This is a genomic window from Bradyrhizobium sp. 22 (genome assembly GCF_000482425.1).
Classification (GTDB): domain Bacteria; phylum Pseudomonadota; class Alphaproteobacteria; order Rhizobiales; family Xanthobacteraceae; genus Bradyrhizobium; species Bradyrhizobium japonicum_B.
The window spans coordinates 4,135,183-4,155,048 of record NZ_KI519399.1; the positions used below are offsets into that span (position 1 = coordinate 4,135,183).

The window sequence follows — 19,866 nt, forward strand, 5'->3', positions numbered from 1 at the left end:
CGATCGACTTTTTTAAAATGTCGCGTTCCATCCGCAGCCGCTCGTTCTCCTGGCGCAACACGGCGAGTTCCGAAGCCTGGTCCGCCGACATCGGCGTCGCCTGCGTGGTGGGGCGCCACGCCGCCGATGCCGGCTCGCGCCGGAGCTTATCGACCCAGCGCCGCAGCACTGAGTCGCGCAGACCGAGCTCCTTGGCTACCGACCCGATCGAGCGGCCGCTCGACACCACCAACCCCGCCGCCTCGCGCTTGTACTCTTCAGTAAACGACCGACGTGCACGTTCCATTCAACACCTCCAGGCTCAACGAGCCTACTACAGGTGTCCACTCATTCGGAGGAAGTTCAATGCTTCCCAATATTGCGCGGACGATGGGTAAGGACATGGACGACGCGCATCTCTTTAATTGCTCAAGTACAGAACTAATCCTTGACCAACGCCCTGATGCAATTCAACCAAAAATTGCCACTGCGCCAAGTTCGTCGCCATCGACCCATGCCAAGAAAAAGCGGTCGTTTCCTCCCTCGCCTTCGCAGCTCGTAGGATGGATAGAGCAGAGCAAACCCGTCGACAGCGACCAAGACTATGGGGTCGCAAGGGCTCAACCCATCCCACTGACCTGCGAGCGGAATTGCCCTTGCGGTCGCGCTCTTCCTCCCTAAACTCCGACCATCACTGGCATGGGTGCCGGGCCCGGTAGAAGCGGAGTACAAGTCATGCCCCAACCGGAGACCTTCCCGATCGAAAATATCTTCGTTCCCACGAAGCAGAAGAAAGCTCTTAACTCCGCGACCGTGGCGGAGATCGCGGAAAGCATGCTGGACATCGGACAACAGACCCCGATTTCAGTTCGGCGCGACGGAGACCGCCTCGTTCTGGTCGAGGGACTGCATCGGTTAGAGGCCTGCAAGGCGCTCGGCGAGACGACCATTCTTGGGGTCCTGGTCGCGGCCGAGCTTGCTCAACCCAAGCCCCTGCTCGCCGAACGGCCCGAGGTCGAGACCGAGCGCATCAAGATGGCGCGGTTGAAGCAGTTGCGGCTGGAGAAGGAAGCCGCGGAGGCATCGGCGGCTTCCTTGAGGGGCGCAGGCGCAGGCGAAGCCTTGCGCGCCCGTTCGGCGACAGGCGTTCGCAGCAATCCGAAGGCATCGACCGGCCGGACTGCGAAACCCGCCCCGAAATCATTGTCAGCCTGGATCGATCAGCAAAAGGGCAGCGGCGGACGTTATTGACGGTCAGCTCCGAAATTTCTGGTGCCGGCGCGCTAAAATCCTTCGCTGTCGCCGGATATGCTGCTTCCGAGGCTGGCCTAACGCAGCATGCGGATCGGCTCGAACGACGTGCTCAGGCTGATGAACGCCGGCTCTGACGCCGGGCTCGTGACGGCCACCCTGAGTTCGGGGAAATAGGTTAGAAAGAGGCTTTTCGTCTGGCCGCCGGCCGTGAATTTGACCGCCTTTCGATACACGGCGAGCCCACACGAACCAACGACCGTCTCCCCGGCCGACACGAAAATGTGGTCGAAGCTCTGCTCGGCCTGCCGGGTCGTGCCGTTCCGGTACGTGAACGTCCACAGGACCTTGAAGGACACGCTGTTCCGGTGATCATAGTCCTCGATCGAGATGCCGGAGTAGCTGAGCTGCCCATCGCGATCGGGCACGCCTTCGACATTGGTTGTCGATGAGGTGGCGACGGCGAATCCGTTGATGGTGTCCGCCTTGGCGACGTTGATGCCATTTGGCGCTATCTGCCGTGTCCAGAGGACTGCCGTTTTTCCCGCGCCCCTATAAATCTGATAAGTCTGCTCGAATCCGACGAACCTGACGACGAGTTCAACCGGCACTGTCGTCGACTTGATCTTGCTGCAATCAGTCGAGGACGCAAGCACTCCGGTCGGGACCAGGATCAAGCCTGCGATCATGAGGGCGAAAGAGGCGCAGGAATTGCGAAGCCTGACGTCGACCACCGCACCTTCGGTCAGCACGCCCGGAGGCATCTTGGGCTGCAAAAGCCGCTCGGACGCTGCGCCGTCTACCTCGATCATTTCATGTACGCTCGCGCACTTGTCTGCAGCTCAGCGTACAACCCATGGTTATATGGGGCAAGGCCCCGGCGGCCGGAGCATGGGCCTGCATGAAGCAGCTCGCCGTTCGGGCCCCGGTGACGCACGGCGCAAAGCCCGGATGATCGCGGCGGCCTTGCTGCCTGATGTCCCGGATGCCGCTGCGCTCATCCGAGCTACGAAACGGCAAAGGCGCGTAGGGTGGGTGGAGCCCTTGCGAAACCCATCATTCCGCGACGGCCGTTGATGGGTTTCGCTTCGCTCGTTCTACGGGATTGACCGCCCTGCTCTGAGTACGGCCACAGTAAACCGAACTCACCCCGCGATCGCTGCCCGATCCGCGGCCCGGCTGAATTGCGTCAGCCGAGTCCACCGTGACCGCAATCCCGACTACGCCGCGCTGCTCCGCTGCGTGTGACGACCTTCTCTCACCTCTTCGATGATCTTGGCACTGAAGGCCTTGAGGTCGCCGGGGTTGCGCGAGGTGATGAGGCCCTGGTCGACGACGACCTCCGAGTCTTCCCACTTCGCCCCGGCGTTGGCGACGTCGGTCTTGATCGATTTGTAGGACGTCATCCTGCGGCCCTTGGCGACGCCGGTCTCGATCAGCAGCCAGGGCGCATGGCAGACCGCGGCGACGACCTTCTTGGCATCGAACACGCTCTTGATGAATTGAAGCGCCTTCGGCTCGACGCGCAGCAGATCGGGGTTGATCTGGCCGCCGGGCAGCACGAGGGCGTCGTAGTCGGCAGGCGCGGCCTGGTCGAGGGTCTTGTCGACCTTGACCGGGCGGCCCCAGTCCTTCTCGTCCCAGCCCTTGATCTCGCCGGCTTGCGGCGAAATGATCTCCACTGTTGCGCCGGCCGCCTTGAGGGTATCACGCGGCACTTCGAGTTCCGATTGCTCGAAGCCGTGGGTGGCGAGGATCGCGATCTTTTTCCCGGACAGTTCCATCCGTGTCTCCATTGCGTGTGAGGCGATGCCACTCAATCGAGTGCTTTCGCCTTTGGTTCCTCACACGACATCGAGAGCCTTAACCCCTTTTGCGCCGTCATTCCGGGCTCGCGCTTCGCGCGCCCCGGAATGACGGCGAGTTCCGTTGCGCTCCTGCTCCGGCGAGGCCGTCTCCATCGCGCATGCAGAGGTCGAGCAGGCTTTCGCGCTCGTCTGAGTGGGCGGCCTGCAAGGGCACAGCGTTAGTCCATCAGGTCTTCCAAAACATGCTAGCAGGAAGCTCCTGTTTAGATGCGAGGCCCCATGTTGAACTTCCAGCTGCCATGGCACGAGATCTTTGCTCCGACGCATTCGCTCATAGAAATGCTGGTGCGGGGCACTATCATGTATTTCGGCATCTTCATCTTGATGCGCCTGATCCTGAAGCGACAAACCGGCGGAATCAGCATCCCGGATGTGCTCCTCGTCGTGCTTCTGGCCGACGCCGCACAGAACGGCATGGCGGGTGAATACCGGTCGATCACAGAAGGCCTGGTGCTCGTTACCACCATTATCTTCTGGAACCTTGCTATCGATTGGCTCGGTTATCACGTGCCCTTCGTCGAGCGGCTCGTTCGGCCCCCGCCGCTGCTTCTGATCAAGAACGGCCAGGTCCTTCGCCGCCATTTGCGACAGGAGCTGGTGACGATGGACGAGCTGCTGAGCAAGCTCCGGGAAGAAGGCGTCGACAGCCCCGCGGAGGTCATCGAGGCCTATATCGAAGGCGACGGCAACATCAGCGTGAAAAAGAAGGACAAGTGACACGCGATGTCGCGGCGGCCGAGCCACGTAGGGTGGATTAGCGACGCGCAATCCACCTTCTTTCCTTCGTCGGATACGCTAGTGGTGGGTTACGCCTTTCGGCTAACCCACCCTACGAAACAGCCGGCATTCGCCGATTGCAGCTACTTCCGCGAAAGCGACCCTCGCCTCTTACGCCGCCTTCGCCTGCTCCGGCGAGGCCGTCTCCATCGCGCGCATGTAGAGGTCGAGCAGGCTCTCGCGCTCGTCGCGCTCGTTCTTGTCTTCCTTGCGCAGCTTGATGATCTCCTTGAGGATCTTGACGTCGAAGCCTTCGCCCTTGGCTTCCGCGAAGACTTCCTTCTTCTGTTCGCTCAGCTCCTGCATCTCGCTGTCGAGGTTCTCGATCCGCTCGACGAAGGAACGGATCTTGCCGCCGGGAATGGTGATGTCGGACATGGTGCCTCCTCGCTGACTGAGGTCGCGAAAATGCCCGCAAAGACATAACCAATCTGTTAACCGCGCCGCCCGTGCATTGCACCTGTGGACAACGCCGAGGGAGAGCCGGGAGAGCGTCGCGCTTGCACGGTGCCGCAGGCTGGGCAAAGCGACTTGTCCGCCGTAGCTCGAAGAGCGAAGGCGGAAGCGTGCCCACGACCTTGATCATGTCGGAGAGCAAGGCGTGGGCACGGCGCGAGCGCGCCTTTGCCTACCCTACGAATTGTCGTCAGCTACCACCAATACGGCCAGCGCCAGCCCTCGTAGCGAACGTAGGACGGCACCAGCGGCGGGCCGTAGGGATCGACCTTGTCGTCCTCCGGGCGGTAGCGATAGCGCGGAACGATGTTGTAGTCCCACGGCGTCGGCCGCAGCACGGGCGCGGTGATGATGAGCCGCTCTTGCGGGGCGCGAACGACGACGGCCTTGCGCGGCTTCGCCTCGGCGCCTGATGTTGCAAGGCTGCACAGCACCAGGGCGGTTCCGAGCGCGCAGGCGGCGGTTATTCTTGTCATGCGTTGTCTCCTTCGCAGCGAAGAGTGCAAAAGGATGTCAGGCAAGGCAAGCGAATTTCGCGCGAGCTCTTGTGCGGCCCTCCTTCGAGACGCCCGCTTGGGCGGGCTCCTCGGGATGAGGGCGGAGTGCGCGGCAACAGGTTCGGCCGGCGCGATTGCCGCTCAGCCTCATTCACGCGCGCGGCGCAGCGCCTCCTGCAGCTTCATCCGCTGCTTGTCCCATCGCGACTGTTCCGCTTCAGAGCGCTCGTCCAGCGCGGCGCGGGCGGCTTCGATCTCCTCCGCCTTCGCCTCGTGCTCGCGCCTTGCTTTGTCCAGCGCAGCTTCCGCTGCGGCGACGGCCTTGTCGCGGCGCGCGCGCGCTTTGGCGCGGGCGGCCTCCTCCTTGCGGCGCGCGGCCTCGCGCCGCCGCTCCTCTTTCTCGAACGCCGCCGCGGCCTTGCGGGCCGCCTGCTCGTCGGCCTTGCGCGACGGCGTCTTTGCGGACTTGGCGGACTTCTTTGCAGTCTTGGCCGGCCGCTTGCCGGATCTTCGCCTGGGCCTGGCATCGTCCTCGGCCAGATCGGTCGGCAGCTCGGCGCTTTCGGTGAAGGGACCATCGGAGCCGACCGGGCGCCTCAGCACGATGCCGGGCTTGCCCAGCGTCGCCGCGACGATGTCGGGGTCGTCGGTCTCCTTCGCGGCGCCCTGATGGAACAGGTTGGAGCTGGCGCCCCAGGCCTCGAGCGCCGCCTTCATCGAGGGCGCGGCGATGGCCTGGTCGTAGAAGCCGAGCGAGGTCTGGTAGGTCTTCAGCTTCCGTGTCGGTTTGCTTTTCGCTCGTTTTGCCATGCCGCCCCGATCCTGGCTTCCGCATGCGAACGTAGCCCGGATGGAGCGTAGCGCAATCCGGGGTCTTGTGTCCGCGGGTGAAGCTTCCGGATTACGCTTGCGCTCCATCCGGGCTAGGAGCCTCCAAAAGCGCATCGTATCCCTTTGCGCTGAACGCCAGCAGGCAGAAGCCGTGCCCGAACGGATCGGCCAGCATCGCGATCCTTCCATAGGGCGCATCGCGCGCCGGCACCTCCAGGACCGCGCCGGCACGCAGCGCGCGTTCGACGGCCGCATCGACATCGTCGACGACGACGTCGACGTGCACCGGCGTCCAGTGCCGCGCGTAGCGGCGGCGATCGCCGCCGGCGCCGACCGTGCCGGCCTGCTTGGTCAGGAGATAGACCGGCGCCGGCCAGCCGAGCAGCTCGACGAAGCCCGCGCCGAAGCGGCGGCCGACCGTGAGGCCGAAGGCTTCGGTGTAGAAGCTGGTGGCTTGCTCGATATCGGGGACGTCGATGTTGAGAAGGAAGCTCATGCCGGACTCGCTACGCGGTTGCGGCGCAAGCCTAGCCCGGATGGCGCGTCAGCGTCATCCGGGATGATGCCGCTGTTTTGCCCGACGTCGCAACCGGATTTCGGCGCAGCCGAAAACGCGAGCCTTATCAAGGCCCGCTCTACTGTGCATGGGGTTGTTTTCGCAAAAATCGTGTCGACGAGGTGCTCACCTGCCTTTGAGGCTGAGGATATAGGCCGACAGCACGTCCGCCTGCTCCGGCAAGATCACGATGTTCGGCATGTTGTGGTGGCTGGTGCGCCAGAACACCTTGAGCGCCAGCGCGGTGGTGCCGCTGCGGTCGGCGATGGCCTGGAAGCTCGGAGCTTCGTCGAACCATCCGGCCATGCCCGGCTCGACCGCGTGACAGGTCTGGCACCATGCCTGCGCCAGACGATGCCCCTCGGCGACCGCGCGCGGGCCGGACCGCGGGGCGCCCGCGGCGGTGTGGACCACGCTGAACAGGAACAGCAGCGACAACGCGATCAGGACAGCGATACCGAGATAGATTCGAGCACTATGCGACATCGCCCAACCTCACCGTGATTGAATCATCGAGCCAGCCTAGATTTGCACGGCAAAGGCAGGTTGATCTGCGTCAAGGACGGCGCGCGATACGCCCGCGCGCGACATTGGCTCATCGATCACGCCGCTCGCCAGCGTCGAGGCGAATGCATAAGCTCGCGCTCAGGCGAGGTCAGGAGGGATCAACATGAACGGCAATCGCTATTACGGCGTGCGCGTCGAGGGCGCGAAATACGGCGTCGGCTTCGGCTCGGCGCTCGCCATCGCAATCTCCTATGCCGACAACCACTCGATCCTGTGGGCAATCATCCACGGCATCCTCGGCTGGCTCTATGTGATCTTCGTTGCGCTGTTTCGGTGATATCGCACCGGCAGTCGGTGGGCCAGCCCAGCCGTCGGCAGCTTTCCCTTGCTTTCCTGTTCCCGGTCCCTACGGTCGCGCCGCGAACGAAAGACGAGCAAAGGGTTAGACGAGACTTGCCATGACCGACGCGATGAAATGCCCCGCCTGCAGCTCCGAGCACGCCTATCAGGACCGCGATCTCTGGGTCTGCCCGGAATGCGGCCATGAATGGAGCGGTGCGGCGGAAGCGGCCGCGGAGAGTGCGCCGGATGCCGGCGTGCGCGATGCCAACGGCAATGCGCTCGCTGACGGCGACAGCGTCATCGTGATCAAGGATCTCAAGATCAAGGGCTCGTCCTCCGTGGTCAAGGGCGGCACCAAGGTGCGCAATATCCGCCTCCAGGACGCCAGCGACGGTCACAACATCGCCTGCAAGATCGACGGCATCGGCGCCATGAACCTGAAGTCGGAGTTCGTGCGGAAAGCGTAGCCGGCCGTAGTTCGGTTGCTGCGGGATCTATCGCTGCCGCTGCGCCAGGTAGAACCCGCACAGCACGGTGAGCAGGCCCGCCGTCTGCAACAGGGTCGGCGGCTCCCCGAGCAGCACGGCGCCGGTGAGCACCGTCAGCGCCGGCACGCAGGCCGGAAACACCGCGGCGCGGGCGACGCCCAGGCGCTGCACCGAGACGGCGAACAGATAGAGCGCAGCAGGGCCCGCCAGCACGCCCTGGGCCAGCGCCTGGATCGCATTCTCGGTCGGGCCGATCGCGGCGATGTGGGCAAGGCCGACGGTCGCGACGTAGATCGGCAGCAGCAGCAGCGACAGCACGTTGATGACGAGCGCGGCCGAGACGGCGGAGACACGCCAGTGCCGCAGCGCGGTGCCGAAGCCGGCAAACATAAATCCGGTCAGCACGAAGATCAGATCGCCCTGCACGCCGTCGGCGCCGATATGACCGATCGATTCCGCGCCGATCACGCCGAGCCCGCCGACGATGACGAGGGCGCCGATCAGCCGCGAGGCGGAAACGTGCTCCTTCAGCACGAGCGCCGCGAGCAGGAGGCCGCCGAGCGTGGCACAGGAAGGCTGGATCACGCTGCCATGGCCGAGCGGCACGAACAGGAAGCCGGTGTAGGAGATCAGCGACATCACGGGGCCGCCGAGCACCATCAGCACAAGGCCCCGGCCCCAGCCGATGCCGCAGAGATCCTTCGCGCCGGCGCGCAGCACCAGCGGCAGGAACACGAGGCCCGACCAGACATATCGATGCACCAGCAGATCGACCGGGGTGAAGCCGACCTTGAGCCCATGCCGCGTGCCGGCGAAGCCGAGCGCCCAGAACAGCGCCGCGGCGAGGCCGCAAACGACGCCGAGCAGCGCCGGCGCCCTGTCGTTGGTCTTGGAGAGAGCGCCCGCTCCGCTCGTCCGCTGATCCATGCAGCGAGCCTTATGGCAGCTCGCCGGCGCCCTCAACCCACGCCGCCGCAGGGCTGGCGCGCGCGGAAGGAGCCTCGCTCAGTCCTCGAGCGTCGTCAGTTCAGCGGCCGGCGCCCGTGGTGACGCCCGCGGTCTTCAATTTGCGCGGGGTCAGCACGTTCGCCTGGTGCACCGAGGCGATCGCGGTCGGCGCAGCGGCCTGCTGCTCGGCCTGCACGGCGCCGAGGACGCGCACCTGCAAGGGCGAGACCGGGAATCCGCGGGTTTCGTAAGTCGGCAGCTCGGCGGCGAAGGCCGCGCTGCTGCCTGCGATCGCCAGCAGGGCGGCGGCGATCGACAAAGTCTTCTTGTTCATTGGTGATGCTCCGGAAGTGGAAGAGTCGGAGCATATTTAGGCCGACTTTGCTGCATTGCGACATACTTTGTCGCATTGCAACATCGCACCCGGCGCATGGCAATATGTTTAATGTGTCCAAGGCTTTGGCCGAATCACGCCGGCCGCGACATGCGCATCCGCGGACGGTGCTCAGCCACCGAGCACGTTGCCCCAGCCATCAAACAGATAGGATTTCCAGGCCACCGTTCCTTCGGGGCCCGGCCGGCTGGCCCGCTTGTAATCGTCGGCCTGGTCAGCCGTCCAGGTGATGATCGTGTCCGTGAGGCGGTCGTGCAGGATGGCGGGTTCGGTGGGATCGAAGGCGTCCATGGGACGAAGCGAGGCATGCGTCATGGCCGACCAAACGTGCCAGCCGCAACAAAGTTGCCGCAACGCGGCGGTCAAGCTGCTTTCGTGGAACCGGCGTTGCACCTCAGCAACAGTGCTGCGAAAAGCCCATTCTTGCCGATTTACGCCATTGCGCTGCCACACGGTGCTCCGAACAATCGACGTACTGCGTGCCTTTTCCGTGCAAGACTGTTTGCGTCAGGCTGTTTGCATCATGACTGTCCGGATAAGACGGGTTCGGGCAGAACCGTTTGGAGGCAGGGATCATGAACGATCGGCAGTCTCTTCTGGTGGCGGTCGCATGCCCCTCGGCCGTGCTCGCCGGCTGGCTGGCGCTCTCCCTGTCCGCCTATGCCCCTGCTCTCATCGAGAACAGCAGTGCCAATGCGGCTGCCGTCTCGCGCGCCAAGGACCTGGCTAAGGATCTCGTCAAGGATATCAGCCGGCTCGACCTCGCCGACGTGCCGCGCGCTGCGACGATCGAGGACGGCATCGCCTTGACCGCCGACATCGCGGCTACCGTGGCCGCGGCACCGGCTCCCACGAGCGCTGAAGCAGCGCCTGAGACGCCGGCTCCCGCCATCAAGCTCGCCTCGGCCGATCCGGTGCTGATCCTGCCGATGGAGGCGCCGCCTCCGTTGCAGATTTCGCCCGAGCCGGAGCCCGTCGTCGGCGAGGCTGCCCCGGTCGCGGCGCCGGAGCCCGTCAAGCTCGCCTCGGCCGATCCCACCGAGATCGTGACGCCGGACGCGCTGTCCCCCGCGGCGATCGCCAGCGGCCCGGTCACGCCCGTGAGCAAGCCGTCGCCGCCGGCCGACACCGTCGCCGTGCTCGACGAATGCTTCGTCATCGAGGCCTGCGTCGACCGCTATCTCTGGGCGCTCTATCAGCGCACCGCCAAGGAAGACACGATCAAGGTCCAGGAGCGCCGCGCCGTCACGATCAAGCGCAAGGGCAAGACGGTCACGGTGATGCGCAACTTCACCAAGCTGGTCGATCAGGACTTCACCTGGAAGGATCCGAAGGCGGCCGAACACGCCGGCATGTCGATGATGGACTACGTCATCGGCGGCATGGACAAGAGCTTCAAGCTCAAGCTGTTCCGCACGCTGCTCGCCGCGGAGGCCGCCGGCCTCTCGCCCGGCATCACCAGCGCGTTCCGCGACGATTATCGCCAGTCGATCGCGAGCGGCCTGAAAGCGGCCTCCGACCGGTCCTATCACGGGGGCAGCCTGCGCGGCGGCTACGGCCACGGCATGGCGGCCGACATCGTCAGCACGCAAGGCAATAACCGGGCGCAGCGCTGGGTCTCGACCGAAATCCTGTGGAAGTGGGTCGACGCCAACGGCAAGGCGTATGGCATCGGCCGCCCCTATCTCGGCCGCGATCCGCCGCATGTCGGTCCCATCGACGGCAAGGAGTACATCTCGCGCCGCGGCACCGGCGACGGCAAGCAAGTCGCCAGCGTGAAGCCCAAGCAGGCCGTGCGTGCCGCATCCCATGCCAAGCCGCCAAAGGCCCAGGTTGCGCGCGAGCAGAAGAGTCCGGCCAAGCCGCAGAAATCGGCGCAATCGGCCGGCAAGCCCGCGACCTGAAGCCGTTACGTCGCACGTCCCGACGTCGGCAGCGGCAGCGGCACCAGCCGCATCTCGGCCGTGCCGGCGTCCTGTGTGCGTAGCAGCACCGCAAAGACGGTGTCGACCGCAAGCCGCACCGCTGCATCCGTCGCCTGGCCCTTGGCCAAATGTGCTGCGATCAGGCCGGTGAGCAGATCGCCGGTGCCGTAAGGGCGGATCGGCAGGCGCGCAGTCGCAAAGCGCGATAATTGCCCGCCGGCGCACAGGATCGTCTCCACCTGCCCTGCCGCCGTGTCGGCGAGCGTGCAGCCGGTCGCGACGACGTCGATGCGGCCGGTCCCCGCCAGCGCCGCACACGCGGCGCGCAGGCCCTGCGCATCCGCGATCGTGAGGCCCGAAAGCAGCTCGAGCTCGAACTGGTTTGGCGTCGTCAGCTTCGCCGCCGGCAGCAGCCGGTGCCGGACCACGTCCAAAATGCCGTCGGCGACATAGACGCGGCCGTCATCGCCGATCACGGGATCGCAGAGATAGACGAGCTTCGGATTCCGCGTCAGCGCCCGCTCGACGAAATCGGCGATCACGGCGGCATTGCCCGGTGAGCCGAGATAGCCGGTCACGAGCACGGCGGCCTGGTCGACCAGCCCGCGCTCCTCGACACCCTTCAGAAGATCGGCGACGAGCTCGGTCTCCAGCACCCGGCCGTGCAGGCTCGGATAGCGCGGATGGTTGGACAGCAACGTCGTCGGCACCGCCGCAACGTTCACGCCCTCCGCCTGCATCGCATAGGCGGCCGCGCTGTTGCCGACATGGCCGTGGACCACCTGGCTTTGAATGGAGATGACGAGCATGAAAAGCTCCGTACGGACAAACGTCAGGCGATACAACAGGAGCCCGGAGCTGAAGCTTCAGCGCCGTGTCAATTCCCCGAGATAAGCGCAGAACATGTCAGCCAGCCCGTCGGCATAGCGCGCGATCTCGGCCGCGCCGCGCGGCGTCTCCGAGAACCGCTTGCCGACCTCACTCAGCGTCGTCTTGATCAATTCGCCGGCAAGCTCGCGTCTGGCTGCGGAGGCTTTCGGCAGCGCTTCCTGCATGAACGCCGCGATGATGCCCTCGCCGGCAGCCCGCGCCTCGTGCGCCTCCGGCGCGTCGCGATAGAGCGGCGCGGCATCGTTGAGCGCGATGCGGATTGCGGCCTCCTCGCACTCGGAGCGGATGAAGGCATGGACCAGCGCGCGTAGCCGTGCCGGCGGCGGCTTGGTCCGGTCCGCAAGGATGCCGCGCAGCAGCTCGCTGGTGCGCCGCCACTCGTCGCTCTGGAGGCGGAACAGGATCGCGGCCTTGTTGGGAAAATATTGATAGAGCGAGCCGACGCTCACCCCGGCCCGCTCCGCCACCCGCGCCGTGGTGAAACGCTGCGCGCCATCCTTCGCCAGGACCTGAACAGCGGCATCGAGAATGGCCGCAACCAAACTGGTCGAGCGGGCCTGTTGCGGCTGTTTTCGCGAGGAAACTGAACGGCTTCGAGGATCGGCCATGGCACGCCCGGTGAATGCGAATAGGAAATGCGACGAATTAGTCGTATTTCAGACGGCGCGCAAGCACGCGCTCTTCGTCAGCCCTGGAGACCCCGAATGATCACCCCAACCATCACATCGCTTGCGCCCCTGCTGGATCGCCTGTTCGACGAGGCCGAGGCAGCAAGCAGCGCTACGCGGGCCGCCGTCGCCGATTTGTCCCAGGCAGACCGGGAGCGGATGATGCGGAGCAAGACCGATTATCGCGACCTCTACGGTCGGCTGAAGGACGTTCCGCTCGCGGTGTCGCGCGAGACCGGAACATTGCTCTACATGCTGGCACGCAGCTCCGGCGCGCGGACGATCGTCGAATTCGGCACGTCGTTCGGCATCTCGACGCTCCACCTCGCCGCAGCCTTGCGCGACAATGGTGGTGGCCGCCTCATCACCAGCGAGTTCGAGCCGTCCAAAGCGGCGCGGGCGCGAGACAACCTCACGGCCGGCGGCTTGATCGATCTCGTCGAAATCCGTGAAGGCGACGCGCTGACAACGCTTCGAGCCGATCTGCCCGATACGGTCGATCTCGTGCTGCTCGATGGCGCGAAGGCGCTCTACCCGGAAATCCTCGATCTGCTGGAAAACCACCTCGGACCGGGTGCGATCATCGTCGCCGACAATGCCAACGACAGCCCGGACTACCTGGCGCGCGTACGCAGGCCTGGAAGCGGCTATATGTCGACGCCCTTCGCCGAAGACGTCGAACTCTCCGTGCGGATCAGCTAACGCTGGATCGACGCACCGCAGGATCTCGAGCCGCCGCGCCATCGCGCGGCGGCGTCGTATGTCTCAACACTGTTCTCGCAGCCCCGTTCGCATTCCGATCGGTGTCGCAGGTTCGTCACTTACACATGATATCCGCTCGTGGCAAAAAGCCGTCCATGGGTTGACTTGGCTGCCCCACGGATTCTCTCCTGCGCCGAGAGGTTCATGACCTCCACTCTCAATGCTTACGCGGCCCTCGCCCTTGCCATCGTGTTCGAGGTCACCGCGTCGGCGCTCCTGCAGCAGTCCGCGCAGTTCACCCGTCCCTGGCCGACGCTGGCGATGGTGATGTTCTACGTCGCCTCGTTCTATGCGCTGTCGGTCGCGATCCGGGTCATTCCGTTGAGCATCGCCTATGCGATCTGGGGCGGCGTCGGCATCATCCTGACCGCCGCCGTCTCCTTCGTGCTGTTCCGCCAGATACTGGACTCCGCAGCCTTCGTCGGTATCGCCTTGATCGTATCAGGGGTGGTGATCATCAACCTGTTCTCGGAGAGTGCGGTGCGTTGATCCGGAAGGCTGCGGCGCGCAGAGCTACTGGCTCTGCACCGGCCTGGGCTGATGCGGAGTGGATCGCGCCGGCTTCTTCGCGGGCCTGGCCGCAGCGCGCGGCGGCGGCTCGTCGACCGATTCCAGGTAGGCGGCGAGCATCCTCGCCGAGTCCGCGCTGGTCGCGTAATGGTCCTTCAGGAACCAGGACAGCGTCAGGGTAAAGCGACCCTTGGCAAGGCCGCGCGGACTGCGATGGCAGGTCGCACAGCTGTCAGCGAAGAGCTTGGCGGGCGACTTGCCGGCGTCGAGATTTTGCGCGGTCGCAACCGTCGCCGTGAAAACGGCCGCGGCTGCAAGACCCATCAGGGCCGCGATCGGCGCGCGCCCCGGTCCAAACAGCGATGTCAAATGACGTCCCCTCGGCCGCGCGTCGGTTACGCCGCCGACAGCTGATCGAATTCGGGCGGCGAGTAGGCCTTGCCGTCCTGGTCGGTGATGACGACGCGCCAGCCTTCGCTCGCCCACACCCTTGCCTTCGCCACGATGAGCAGCCGGCTCTCGCGGGCGAAACTGTACTTCTCGTTGTCGCGTTCTGCGATCATCTTGTAGGCCAATTCGCGTCCCCTTGCGTCGCCCTGCACCCGGCCTCCTCGTGGCAGCGGGCTTTGGCGGCAATTCGCCGGGAGCGTGGCAATTTGGTGCCATCCGCAGGCACGACGCCGGAGCGACGCCGAGCCGCGTTCATGTTGTGCTGAAGCGGCCGCCGGAAGCTGGTCCGTCACATCAGCTGCAACGGAACCGAGCGTCCCAACCTCGCGCTCCGCTAGTGCACGCGGATGATATGAGGACGGCCGAGATCGATCAGTCCCTGCACCGCCGAGAGGCGGTCGTCGAGGGCTGCGATGGTGAGCAGCAGATTGTTGCGGCGCTCGTCGAGCATGCCGATCTCGGCGCCGGTGAGCTTCGCGCCCATCCGCTCCTTGTGAATCCCTTCCAGGGATTCGCGCAGCCCGGCAATCAGAGCGGCCAGCTGCTTGGCCTCTTTGGTCATCGACCGCTTCGCGACGTTGTGGCGGCGCGTCTCCGCCTGGCTTTGTCTCATCGTCATCCTCCCGTGCCCCGCTGCCCCGAGTGGATGCTTGCATCTTTGGGTACACATCTTACGATCGATGAAATCTGCCCGCGAAGAACTTTCTTAAATTGTACGCGCAGGGAACCCGACTGAATCCAACAGAAAGCCCGGCGCGCGGGCCGGGCTTTCCTTCGGGCTTCTTAGTGCTTCTGGTGGCCGCCGCCGGGGCCGCCGGCCGGGCACCACCGCCGCGGGGCGCGGCGTTGACGTGCGGAGCGCCGCCACCGCCGTGCGGCATTGCGGGCGCAGCAGCACGGGGCGCCGGCATCTGCGCTCGCGCATTCATCGGCGCGCCGTGGCTCACATTCGGCTGCGCGACATGCGGCATCGCGCGTCGCTCGGCAGCTGCGGCCGAGACACGCGCGGCTTCATGCGCGCGAGCTATCGGCTGGGTCCGCACCGCAGCGGGGCGTGCGGCCCGTTCGTGCATCATGCGGGCCTGGGCATCGCGCGGACTGCGAGTCTGCACATGGCTCCGCTCATGTGCGGTGCGCTCGCTCCGTCCGGCACGCATCCGGTCGGCGGCAACAGCCGCGTCGCGCTTCGCGATGGCGGCGTCGCGCGTTGTGCTCGCCACGTCAGGCCGCGCGTTCGCGGCGTTGCGTCCGGAGATCGCGGCGCCCTTGCCCCGCACGCCTTCCCGCTCCAAAGCAAGCGCCGCATCGCGCGTCGCCGCGCGACCGATGCGGGCCGCACGCGGATCAAGCGTCATTCGGGCCGCGATGCTCCGATGCGAGGTCCAGTAACTGCTCCAGTAGGCGTGGCGGCGATACCAGGGACGTCCACGCCCGAAAGATTGAAACGCAGACGGCGCGGTTCAATATTCACTCGCCGTTCATCGGCGCAACGCACCGGCGGCGCTGCTACGATCGTCAGTTGACCTGCAGCATGAACGCGTCGAAGTACGACGCAAGCCCGGCAAAGTCGTCGAGCGGCAGCACGTTCGCGACATACTGGTCCGGCCTCACCACGACCATGCAACCGGCTTTTCGATCGATGCCGCGCATGGCGAAAACGTCGTGACCGCTCTTGAGGTCCGGGCAGAACATCTTCTCGTAGTCGCGCAAACCGTAGCGGCCTTTATGCGGGAGCAGCAGCGGCGGCATTGCCTCGACGGCGAGCTCACGATGGTTCTGCTGAAACACCGCGCGCAGATCGATCACGCTGTCGACGTCGGCGCCGCCAGGCGTATAGCGCCTCACCGGCGATTCCCTCGCCTCGGTCAGGAAATTGCAAAGCGCGCGAATGGCCGAGCCTGCGGCGGCAGGATCTTCCGCGGGAGAGAAGGCATAGATCCGGAAACGACCGTCGGCCTGCCCGGCATGACCGAGATGCACCGGCTTGGCGTCAGCCAGCCGGATCACCGGGGCGGAATGGAAGCGCTTGCCGATGACGAGGCCTTGCGCGAGGTGCTGATGCGACGCCGCGCCGGTGAGGAGCGACGGCCTGTAATGCGTCGCCGTGCCCGCGGTGTAGCGGCCGTGTCGGACGAAATAGTCCTGGGTCCTGGCGGCATCGGCGCCGCCGGCCTTGGCAGCGGAGGCAAGAATGCCCGCCCATTCGCGGTCGAAATCGATCAGCTCCTTGGCGACCGCCTGGCGCTCGGCGGAATAGGAATGCAGCAGCTGTGGGGCGCACCGCTTCCGCATGACGGCAGCGAGCTTCCAGCCCAGATTGAAGGCGTCCTGCATCGAGACGTTCATGCCCTGCCCCGCCTTCGGGCTGTGGGTGTGGCATGCATCGCCGGCGATGAAGATGCGCGGCAGACGGGTTGCGGTCTCCGCATCCGGCACGTCGTCGAACTTGTCGGTCAGGCGCTGGCCGATCTCGTAGACCGACCACCAGGCGATCTCCTTCACCTCCAGCGTATGCGGCTTCAGGATCCGCTGCGCCTTGGCGATGACGTCATCGGCGGTGATGTTGCGGCTCGCGACGCGCTCGCCGATGTCGAGCTTGGCGAGCTCGACATAGACGCGGGCCATGTAGCCGCCTTCGCGCGGAATGATCAGCAGGCTGCCGTCCGTGGCCGACTGGATCAACGACTTGAAGCGGATGTCCGGAAAATCCGTCACGGCCAGCACGTCCATCACACCCCAGGCGTGGTTGGCGGAATCGCCGTGCAGTTCGCGTCCGATCGACTTGCGCACCGTGCTGCGCGCACCGTCGCAGCCGACGACATAGCGCGCCTTCACGGTCTCGACCTTGCCCTCGTTCGCCGCATCGACGCGCTCGAGGCGCACCGTCACGGCATGATCGCCGGGACCTGCGACCGGATCGGCCTGGAGGTCGAGAAGACGGCGGCTGTAATGGGGTTCGAGCTTGGCCGGCGATTTGCGCATGACGTCGAGAAAGCCGTCATGGATGCGTGCCTGATTGAGGATGACGTGCGGGAATTCAGACAGGCCGTCCTCGACGTCCTGCACCCGGCCGCTGCGGATGATGGTGCCGGGCCGCCGCTCGTCCGGCTTCCAGAACGTCGTCTCGTTGACCCAATAGGCCTCCTTCAGCACGCGCTCGCTGAAGCCGTAGGCATGAAACATCTCCATGGTGCGGCAGGCGATGCCGTCGGCCTGCCCGACCAGCAGGCGGTCCGGCTTCTGCTCGACGATGCAGGTCTTGATGTCGGGGAATTGCGCAAGCTGCGCCGCGAGCGTGAGGCCGGCCGGCCCGCAGCCGACGATGAGGACATCGACCTCGTCGGGCACGGCGCCCGCTGCGCCGGAAGCCTGAAGGCGGTCGGCGGGATCGGCTATCTCGGGATCGCCCGGCTGAAATCCATTGAGATGGAATTGCATGAGCACCTCTCCCCGGCAACGCTCTGTTGGATATTGCTCAGTATGCTGACTATCAGTATACTTGTCAACGAGCCGCGCCGCCCGATCACAGGAGAACAATTCGGTGAAAGACAACAACGACATGCCCGGGCATCTGGCGCGCCGGTTCCAGCAGATCGCGGTCGCGGTGTTCCTGGCCGAGGTCGAGGATGCCGGCTTCGACCTGACGCCGGTGCAATACGCCGCGCTTGCGACCATCAAGGCCAATCCGGGACTCGACCAGGTGACGCTTGCGGGCCTCATCGCCTACGACCGCACCACCATCACCGGCGTGATCGACCGCCTCGTGCAGAAGGGCCTCGCCGAGCGGCGCGCCTCCAGCCGCGACCGCCGCGCCCGCGAGCTCGTCATCACCGACGAAGGCCGGCGCACGCTCCGCAAGATCACGCCGGCGGTCGAATCGGCCCAACGGATCATGCTGCGCGGCCTCAGCACGAAAGAGGCCGAGGACTTGATGCGACTGCTGCGCAAGGCGATTGCCGCCGGCAACGATCTCAGCCGCGCTCCGCTGCGCGATGCGGCGGTCTGATGCCGCACGTGCCGCAATTGTCGCAGCGCACGAAACCAGGAACTAACTTTCAGCTGCTAACGTCCGCCGCATTGGGCGCTTAACGCGCGATTAACTTTGCGGGACGGAGTTCGGAATGTTCAGGTTCCTCGTTGTGGCCGCAGCCATGACGCTCACGGTCAGTCATGCGGTGGCGGGCGGCCATGGCGGCGGTGACCCTCCTCCGCCGAAGGTGGAGGCGCCGGTGGCTCCGGCCAAGGTCATCCTGACCAAGCAGGGTCCCAAGCTCGTCGACCTCAATGGCATGACGCTCTATACCTATGAGCGCGACACCACCGGAAAGACGTCGAACTGCAACGGCAAGTGCACCGAGAGCTGGGTGCCGCTGCCCGCAACGGCCGACGCCAAGGCGGTCGGCGACTTCACCGTGATCAGCCGCGACGACGGCAGCAGGATGTGGGCGTACCGCTATCGTCCGCTCTACACCTCGCCCGCCGACAAGGCGCCCGGCGACGCCAACGGCAACGCCACGACGCTGCAATGGCGAATCGCGCGGCCTGCCGACTAGGGCGGGATCATCACCGGTTGTCGCGACCGGTCGGGCCCGCCAGCTCGGTCGGAACGGGCCTGAAGACCGGCATATTCGCGCTCGGCTGAAGCGGCTTGACCTCCGCATTCACCACCACGGACCCGGTCGTGAACCAGAGTGCCGCCACGACCGCGATCGCCAATCCGGCGCCAAGCGCCGCAAGCTCTTTCATGTTTCCGTCCTGACGATCAGTTGCCGAGGATGACGCCATGCTGATGCCGCGACGGATGATCGGCATCGACCAGCGTGTCCGGATCGGTTGCGATCACGGCTTCCGGTAGCGGCATCGGCTCGAGGCCGGCGAAGCGGCGATAGATCGCGCCCATGACAGCCCCGCAGAAGGCCACCGGCACCACGAGAAAGCCAAGCAGTGGCACCGCGAACGCCAGCAACAGCATACAGGCGAATGCCGCAACACCGCCAATCGCCGCGTATTCCCACGCGTTACGGCGGCTCATGGCTCGCGCGAGGTGGTGAACACAGAGCATGAAGATGCTCGAAGGAACGACCGAGATCACCATCATGACCATGAAGGTCTGCGCTGGGATCACCGCCGCGAAGATATGTGCGGTGCTCTTGTCTCCGAAACCGTTCATCAGCAGCGGCACCAGCGTGTAAGGCAGCAAAGTTGCAAGCACCGACGGTATCAGCGCGGCGATAACGATGCCGGCCAACGACGTGCGGACACGGACCGGCCCTTTGAACGCCAGCGGCGGCGGCTTCCCTGATGCATCGGCAGCGCACGCCTCCACGGCTGCACGCGCAATCGGGCTCAGCCCAGCGAATTGACCGTAGAGGAAGCCACCGATCATTCCCGCAATGGTCGGCAACAGACCAATCGTCATCACCGTGCCGTCCCCCGGGGCAGTCAGTTGAACGTGGTTCCGGATCGCAATGCCGTAGCTTACGGCTGCCATGACGCCGCCCATGAGACCGTAGGCGAGCCGGCTCGAGACCGCCCACTGCCGCAGCACGATATGCCCGGCGAACAGCAAGGCCGCGTTCATCGCCATGCGGCCGGCGTACAGCACCAGGATCTGATCCGGCGCCGGCACACCGACCGGATCGGTTACCTGCCCTCCCGCGAGGGCGTAGACCAGCAGCACGGCTTCGACGATGGCCAGCGGAATCAGCGCGGCGAACAGCGCGCGCGGCGAATTCTTCACGATATACATGCGAGCAACCCCTGTCT

Annotated in this window: 28 protein-coding genes and 1 pseudogene; 9 read left to right on the forward strand and 20 right to left on the reverse strand. The window is 65.3% G+C overall.

The window, feature by feature from the left end; all coding sequences use genetic code 11:
• Positions 1–286: IS3 family transposase (locus tag K410_RS40475; RefSeq protein WP_049820144.1), on the reverse strand; the 286-nt coding region annotated here is incomplete at its 3' end.
• 428 nt (positions 287–714) lie between these two features.
• On the opposite strand from K410_RS40475, the gene K410_RS0121035 reads away from it, so the two are divergent.
• Positions 715–1,230, forward strand: coding sequence for a ParB N-terminal domain-containing protein (locus K410_RS0121035; protein ID WP_028136700.1), 516 nt, complete (start codon positions 715–717; stop codon positions 1,228–1,230).
• A gap of 77 nt (positions 1,231–1,307) precedes the next feature.
• On the opposite strand, the gene K410_RS0121040 is transcribed toward K410_RS0121035, so the two are convergent.
• Positions 1,308–2,042: a hypothetical protein gene (locus K410_RS0121040; protein WP_028136701.1), complete on the reverse strand. Its 735-nt coding sequence runs from the start codon at positions 2,040–2,042 to the stop codon at positions 1,308–1,310.
• Positions 2,043–2,450: 408 nt separating this feature from the next.
• Positions 2,451–3,014: a type 1 glutamine amidotransferase domain-containing protein gene (locus tag K410_RS0121045; RefSeq protein WP_028136702.1), complete on the reverse strand. Its 564-nt coding sequence runs from the start codon at positions 3,012–3,014 to the stop codon at positions 2,451–2,453.
• Between the two features lie 303 nt (positions 3,015–3,317).
• Between K410_RS0121045 and K410_RS0121050 the strand changes: the two genes are divergently transcribed.
• Entirely contained in the window at positions 3,318–3,815 is a 498-nt protein-coding gene (locus K410_RS0121050; RefSeq protein ID WP_028136703.1) for a DUF421 domain-containing protein, read from the forward strand.
• Between the two features lie 171 nt (positions 3,816–3,986).
• Here the strand turns inward: K410_RS0121050 and K410_RS0121055 are convergent, their stop codons facing one another.
• The 5 genes from K410_RS0121055 to K410_RS0121075 all read right to left on the reverse strand — a co-directional run bounded on the left by K410_RS0121055 (position 3,987) and on the right by K410_RS0121075 (position 6,701).
• Positions 3,987–4,253 (reverse strand): DUF2312 domain-containing protein, encoded by a 267-nt coding sequence (locus K410_RS0121055; protein ID WP_025575662.1) that lies wholly within the window; start codon positions 4,251–4,253, stop codon positions 3,987–3,989.
• 272 nt (positions 4,254–4,525) lie between these two features.
• The gene (locus K410_RS0121060) at positions 4,526–4,807 is read right to left on the reverse strand and encodes a hypothetical protein (protein ID WP_028136704.1); all 282 of its coding nucleotides are present in this window, start codon (positions 4,805–4,807) and stop codon (positions 4,526–4,528) included.
• A gap of 168 nt (positions 4,808–4,975) precedes the next feature.
• A complete protein-coding gene (locus tag K410_RS0121065) occupies positions 4,976–5,638 on the reverse strand; it encodes a hypothetical protein (protein WP_028136705.1) in 663 nt (220 codons plus the stop codon).
• Between the two features lie 91 nt (positions 5,639–5,729).
• A complete protein-coding gene (locus K410_RS0121070; protein ID WP_028136706.1) occupies positions 5,730–6,155 on the reverse strand; it encodes a VOC family protein in 426 nt (141 codons plus the stop codon).
• 186 nt (positions 6,156–6,341) lie between these two features.
• Positions 6,342–6,701, reverse strand: a complete 360-nt coding sequence (locus tag K410_RS0121075) for a c-type cytochrome (protein WP_028136707.1) — start codon at positions 6,699–6,701, stop codon at positions 6,342–6,344.
• Between the two features lie 184 nt (positions 6,702–6,885).
• Between K410_RS0121075 and K410_RS40480 the strand changes: the two genes are divergently transcribed.
• Positions 6,886–7,059, forward strand: coding sequence for a hypothetical protein (locus K410_RS40480; RefSeq protein WP_164718698.1), 174 nt, complete (start codon positions 6,886–6,888; stop codon positions 7,057–7,059).
• A gap of 121 nt (positions 7,060–7,180) precedes the next feature.
• Entirely contained in the window at positions 7,181–7,531 is a 351-nt protein-coding gene (locus tag K410_RS0121085) for a zinc ribbon domain-containing protein YjdM (protein WP_028136708.1), read from the forward strand.
• A gap of 27 nt (positions 7,532–7,558) precedes the next feature.
• On the opposite strand, the gene K410_RS0121090 is transcribed toward K410_RS0121085, so the two are convergent.
• From K410_RS0121090 to K410_RS0121100, 3 genes are all read right to left on the reverse strand, one after another.
• Positions 7,559–8,479, reverse strand: a complete 921-nt coding sequence (locus K410_RS0121090; RefSeq protein WP_028136709.1) for a DMT family transporter — start codon at positions 8,477–8,479, stop codon at positions 7,559–7,561.
• A gap of 100 nt (positions 8,480–8,579) precedes the next feature.
• Positions 8,580–8,834 carry a hypothetical protein gene (locus K410_RS0121095; RefSeq protein WP_028136710.1) on the reverse strand — a complete coding sequence of 85 codons (255 nt, stop codon included), beginning with the start codon at positions 8,832–8,834 and terminating at the stop codon, positions 8,580–8,582.
• Positions 8,835–9,005: 171 nt separating this feature from the next.
• Positions 9,006–9,260, reverse strand: a complete 255-nt coding sequence (locus K410_RS0121100) for a hypothetical protein (RefSeq protein WP_245269418.1) — start codon at positions 9,258–9,260, stop codon at positions 9,006–9,008.
• Positions 9,261–9,469: 209 nt separating this feature from the next.
• On the opposite strand from K410_RS0121100, the gene K410_RS0121105 reads away from it, so the two are divergent.
• Positions 9,470–10,798, forward strand: coding sequence for a M15 family metallopeptidase domain-containing protein (locus K410_RS0121105; RefSeq protein WP_028136712.1), 1,329 nt, complete (start codon positions 9,470–9,472; stop codon positions 10,796–10,798).
• Positions 10,799–10,803: 5 nt separating this feature from the next.
• Here the strand turns inward: K410_RS0121105 and pdxY are convergent, their stop codons facing one another.
• Together pdxY and K410_RS0121115 are read right to left on the reverse strand one after the other, a co-directional pair.
• Entirely contained in the window at positions 10,804–11,628 is an 825-nt protein-coding gene (pdxY, locus tag K410_RS0121110) for a pyridoxal kinase (protein ID WP_028136713.1), read from the reverse strand.
• A gap of 57 nt (positions 11,629–11,685) precedes the next feature.
• Entirely contained in the window at positions 11,686–12,318 is a 633-nt protein-coding gene (locus K410_RS0121115) for a TetR/AcrR family transcriptional regulator (RefSeq protein WP_028136714.1), read from the reverse strand.
• 96 nt (positions 12,319–12,414) lie between these two features.
• Here K410_RS0121115 and K410_RS0121120 point away from each other — a divergent pair, with 96 nt between their 5' ends.
• Positions 12,415–13,080, forward strand: a complete 666-nt coding sequence (locus tag K410_RS0121120; RefSeq protein ID WP_028136715.1) for an O-methyltransferase — start codon at positions 12,415–12,417, stop codon at positions 13,078–13,080.
• Between the two features lie 204 nt (positions 13,081–13,284).
• The gene (locus tag K410_RS0121125) at positions 13,285–13,629 is read left to right on the forward strand and encodes a DMT family transporter (protein WP_028136716.1); all 345 of its coding nucleotides are present in this window, start codon (positions 13,285–13,287) and stop codon (positions 13,627–13,629) included.
• Between the two features lie 24 nt (positions 13,630–13,653).
• Here the strand turns inward: K410_RS0121125 and K410_RS0121130 are convergent, their stop codons facing one another.
• The 5 genes and pseudogenes from K410_RS0121130 to K410_RS0121150 form a co-directional block, all read right to left on the reverse strand.
• Positions 13,654–13,974, reverse strand: coding sequence for a hypothetical protein (locus K410_RS0121130; protein WP_049820147.1), 321 nt, complete (start codon positions 13,972–13,974; stop codon positions 13,654–13,656).
• Between the two features lie 71 nt (positions 13,975–14,045).
• On the reverse strand, positions 14,046–14,252 hold the full coding sequence (locus K410_RS40485; protein ID WP_028136718.1) for a hypothetical protein: 207 nt from the start codon (positions 14,250–14,252) through the stop codon (positions 14,046–14,048).
• Positions 14,253–14,434: 182 nt separating this feature from the next.
• Entirely contained in the window at positions 14,435–14,713 is a 279-nt protein-coding gene (locus K410_RS0121140) for a hypothetical protein (RefSeq protein WP_028136719.1), read from the reverse strand.
• Positions 14,714–14,883: 170 nt separating this feature from the next.
• Positions 14,884–15,551 (reverse strand): annotated as a pseudogene (locus K410_RS0121145) (SH3 domain-containing protein); the annotation flags it as partial.
• Positions 15,552–15,615: 64 nt separating this feature from the next.
• Positions 15,616–17,538, reverse strand: a complete 1,923-nt coding sequence (locus K410_RS0121150; RefSeq protein ID WP_028136720.1) for an FAD-binding monooxygenase — start codon at positions 17,536–17,538, stop codon at positions 15,616–15,618.
• Positions 17,539–17,641: 103 nt separating this feature from the next.
• On the opposite strand from K410_RS0121150, the gene K410_RS0121155 reads away from it, so the two are divergent.
• Both K410_RS0121155 and K410_RS0121160 read left to right on the forward strand, forming a co-directional pair.
• Positions 17,642–18,106, forward strand: coding sequence for a MarR family winged helix-turn-helix transcriptional regulator (locus K410_RS0121155; RefSeq protein ID WP_028136721.1), 465 nt, complete (start codon positions 17,642–17,644; stop codon positions 18,104–18,106).
• 115 nt (positions 18,107–18,221) lie between these two features.
• Complete coding sequence (locus tag K410_RS0121160) at positions 18,222–18,653, forward strand: COG4315 family predicted lipoprotein (RefSeq protein WP_028136722.1); 432 nt, start codon at positions 18,222–18,224, stop codon at positions 18,651–18,653.
• A gap of 10 nt (positions 18,654–18,663) precedes the next feature.
• Here K410_RS0121160 and K410_RS0121165 read toward each other — a convergent pair whose 3' ends face one another.
• Together K410_RS0121165 and K410_RS0121170 are read right to left on the reverse strand one after the other, a co-directional pair.
• Complete coding sequence (locus K410_RS0121165) at positions 18,664–18,846, reverse strand: hypothetical protein (protein ID WP_028136723.1); 183 nt, start codon at positions 18,844–18,846, stop codon at positions 18,664–18,666.
• A gap of 16 nt (positions 18,847–18,862) precedes the next feature.
• Positions 18,863–19,849, reverse strand: coding sequence for a hypothetical protein (locus K410_RS0121170; protein ID WP_028136724.1), 987 nt, complete (start codon positions 19,847–19,849; stop codon positions 18,863–18,865).
• Between the last annotated feature and the right edge of the window lie 17 nt (positions 19,850–19,866).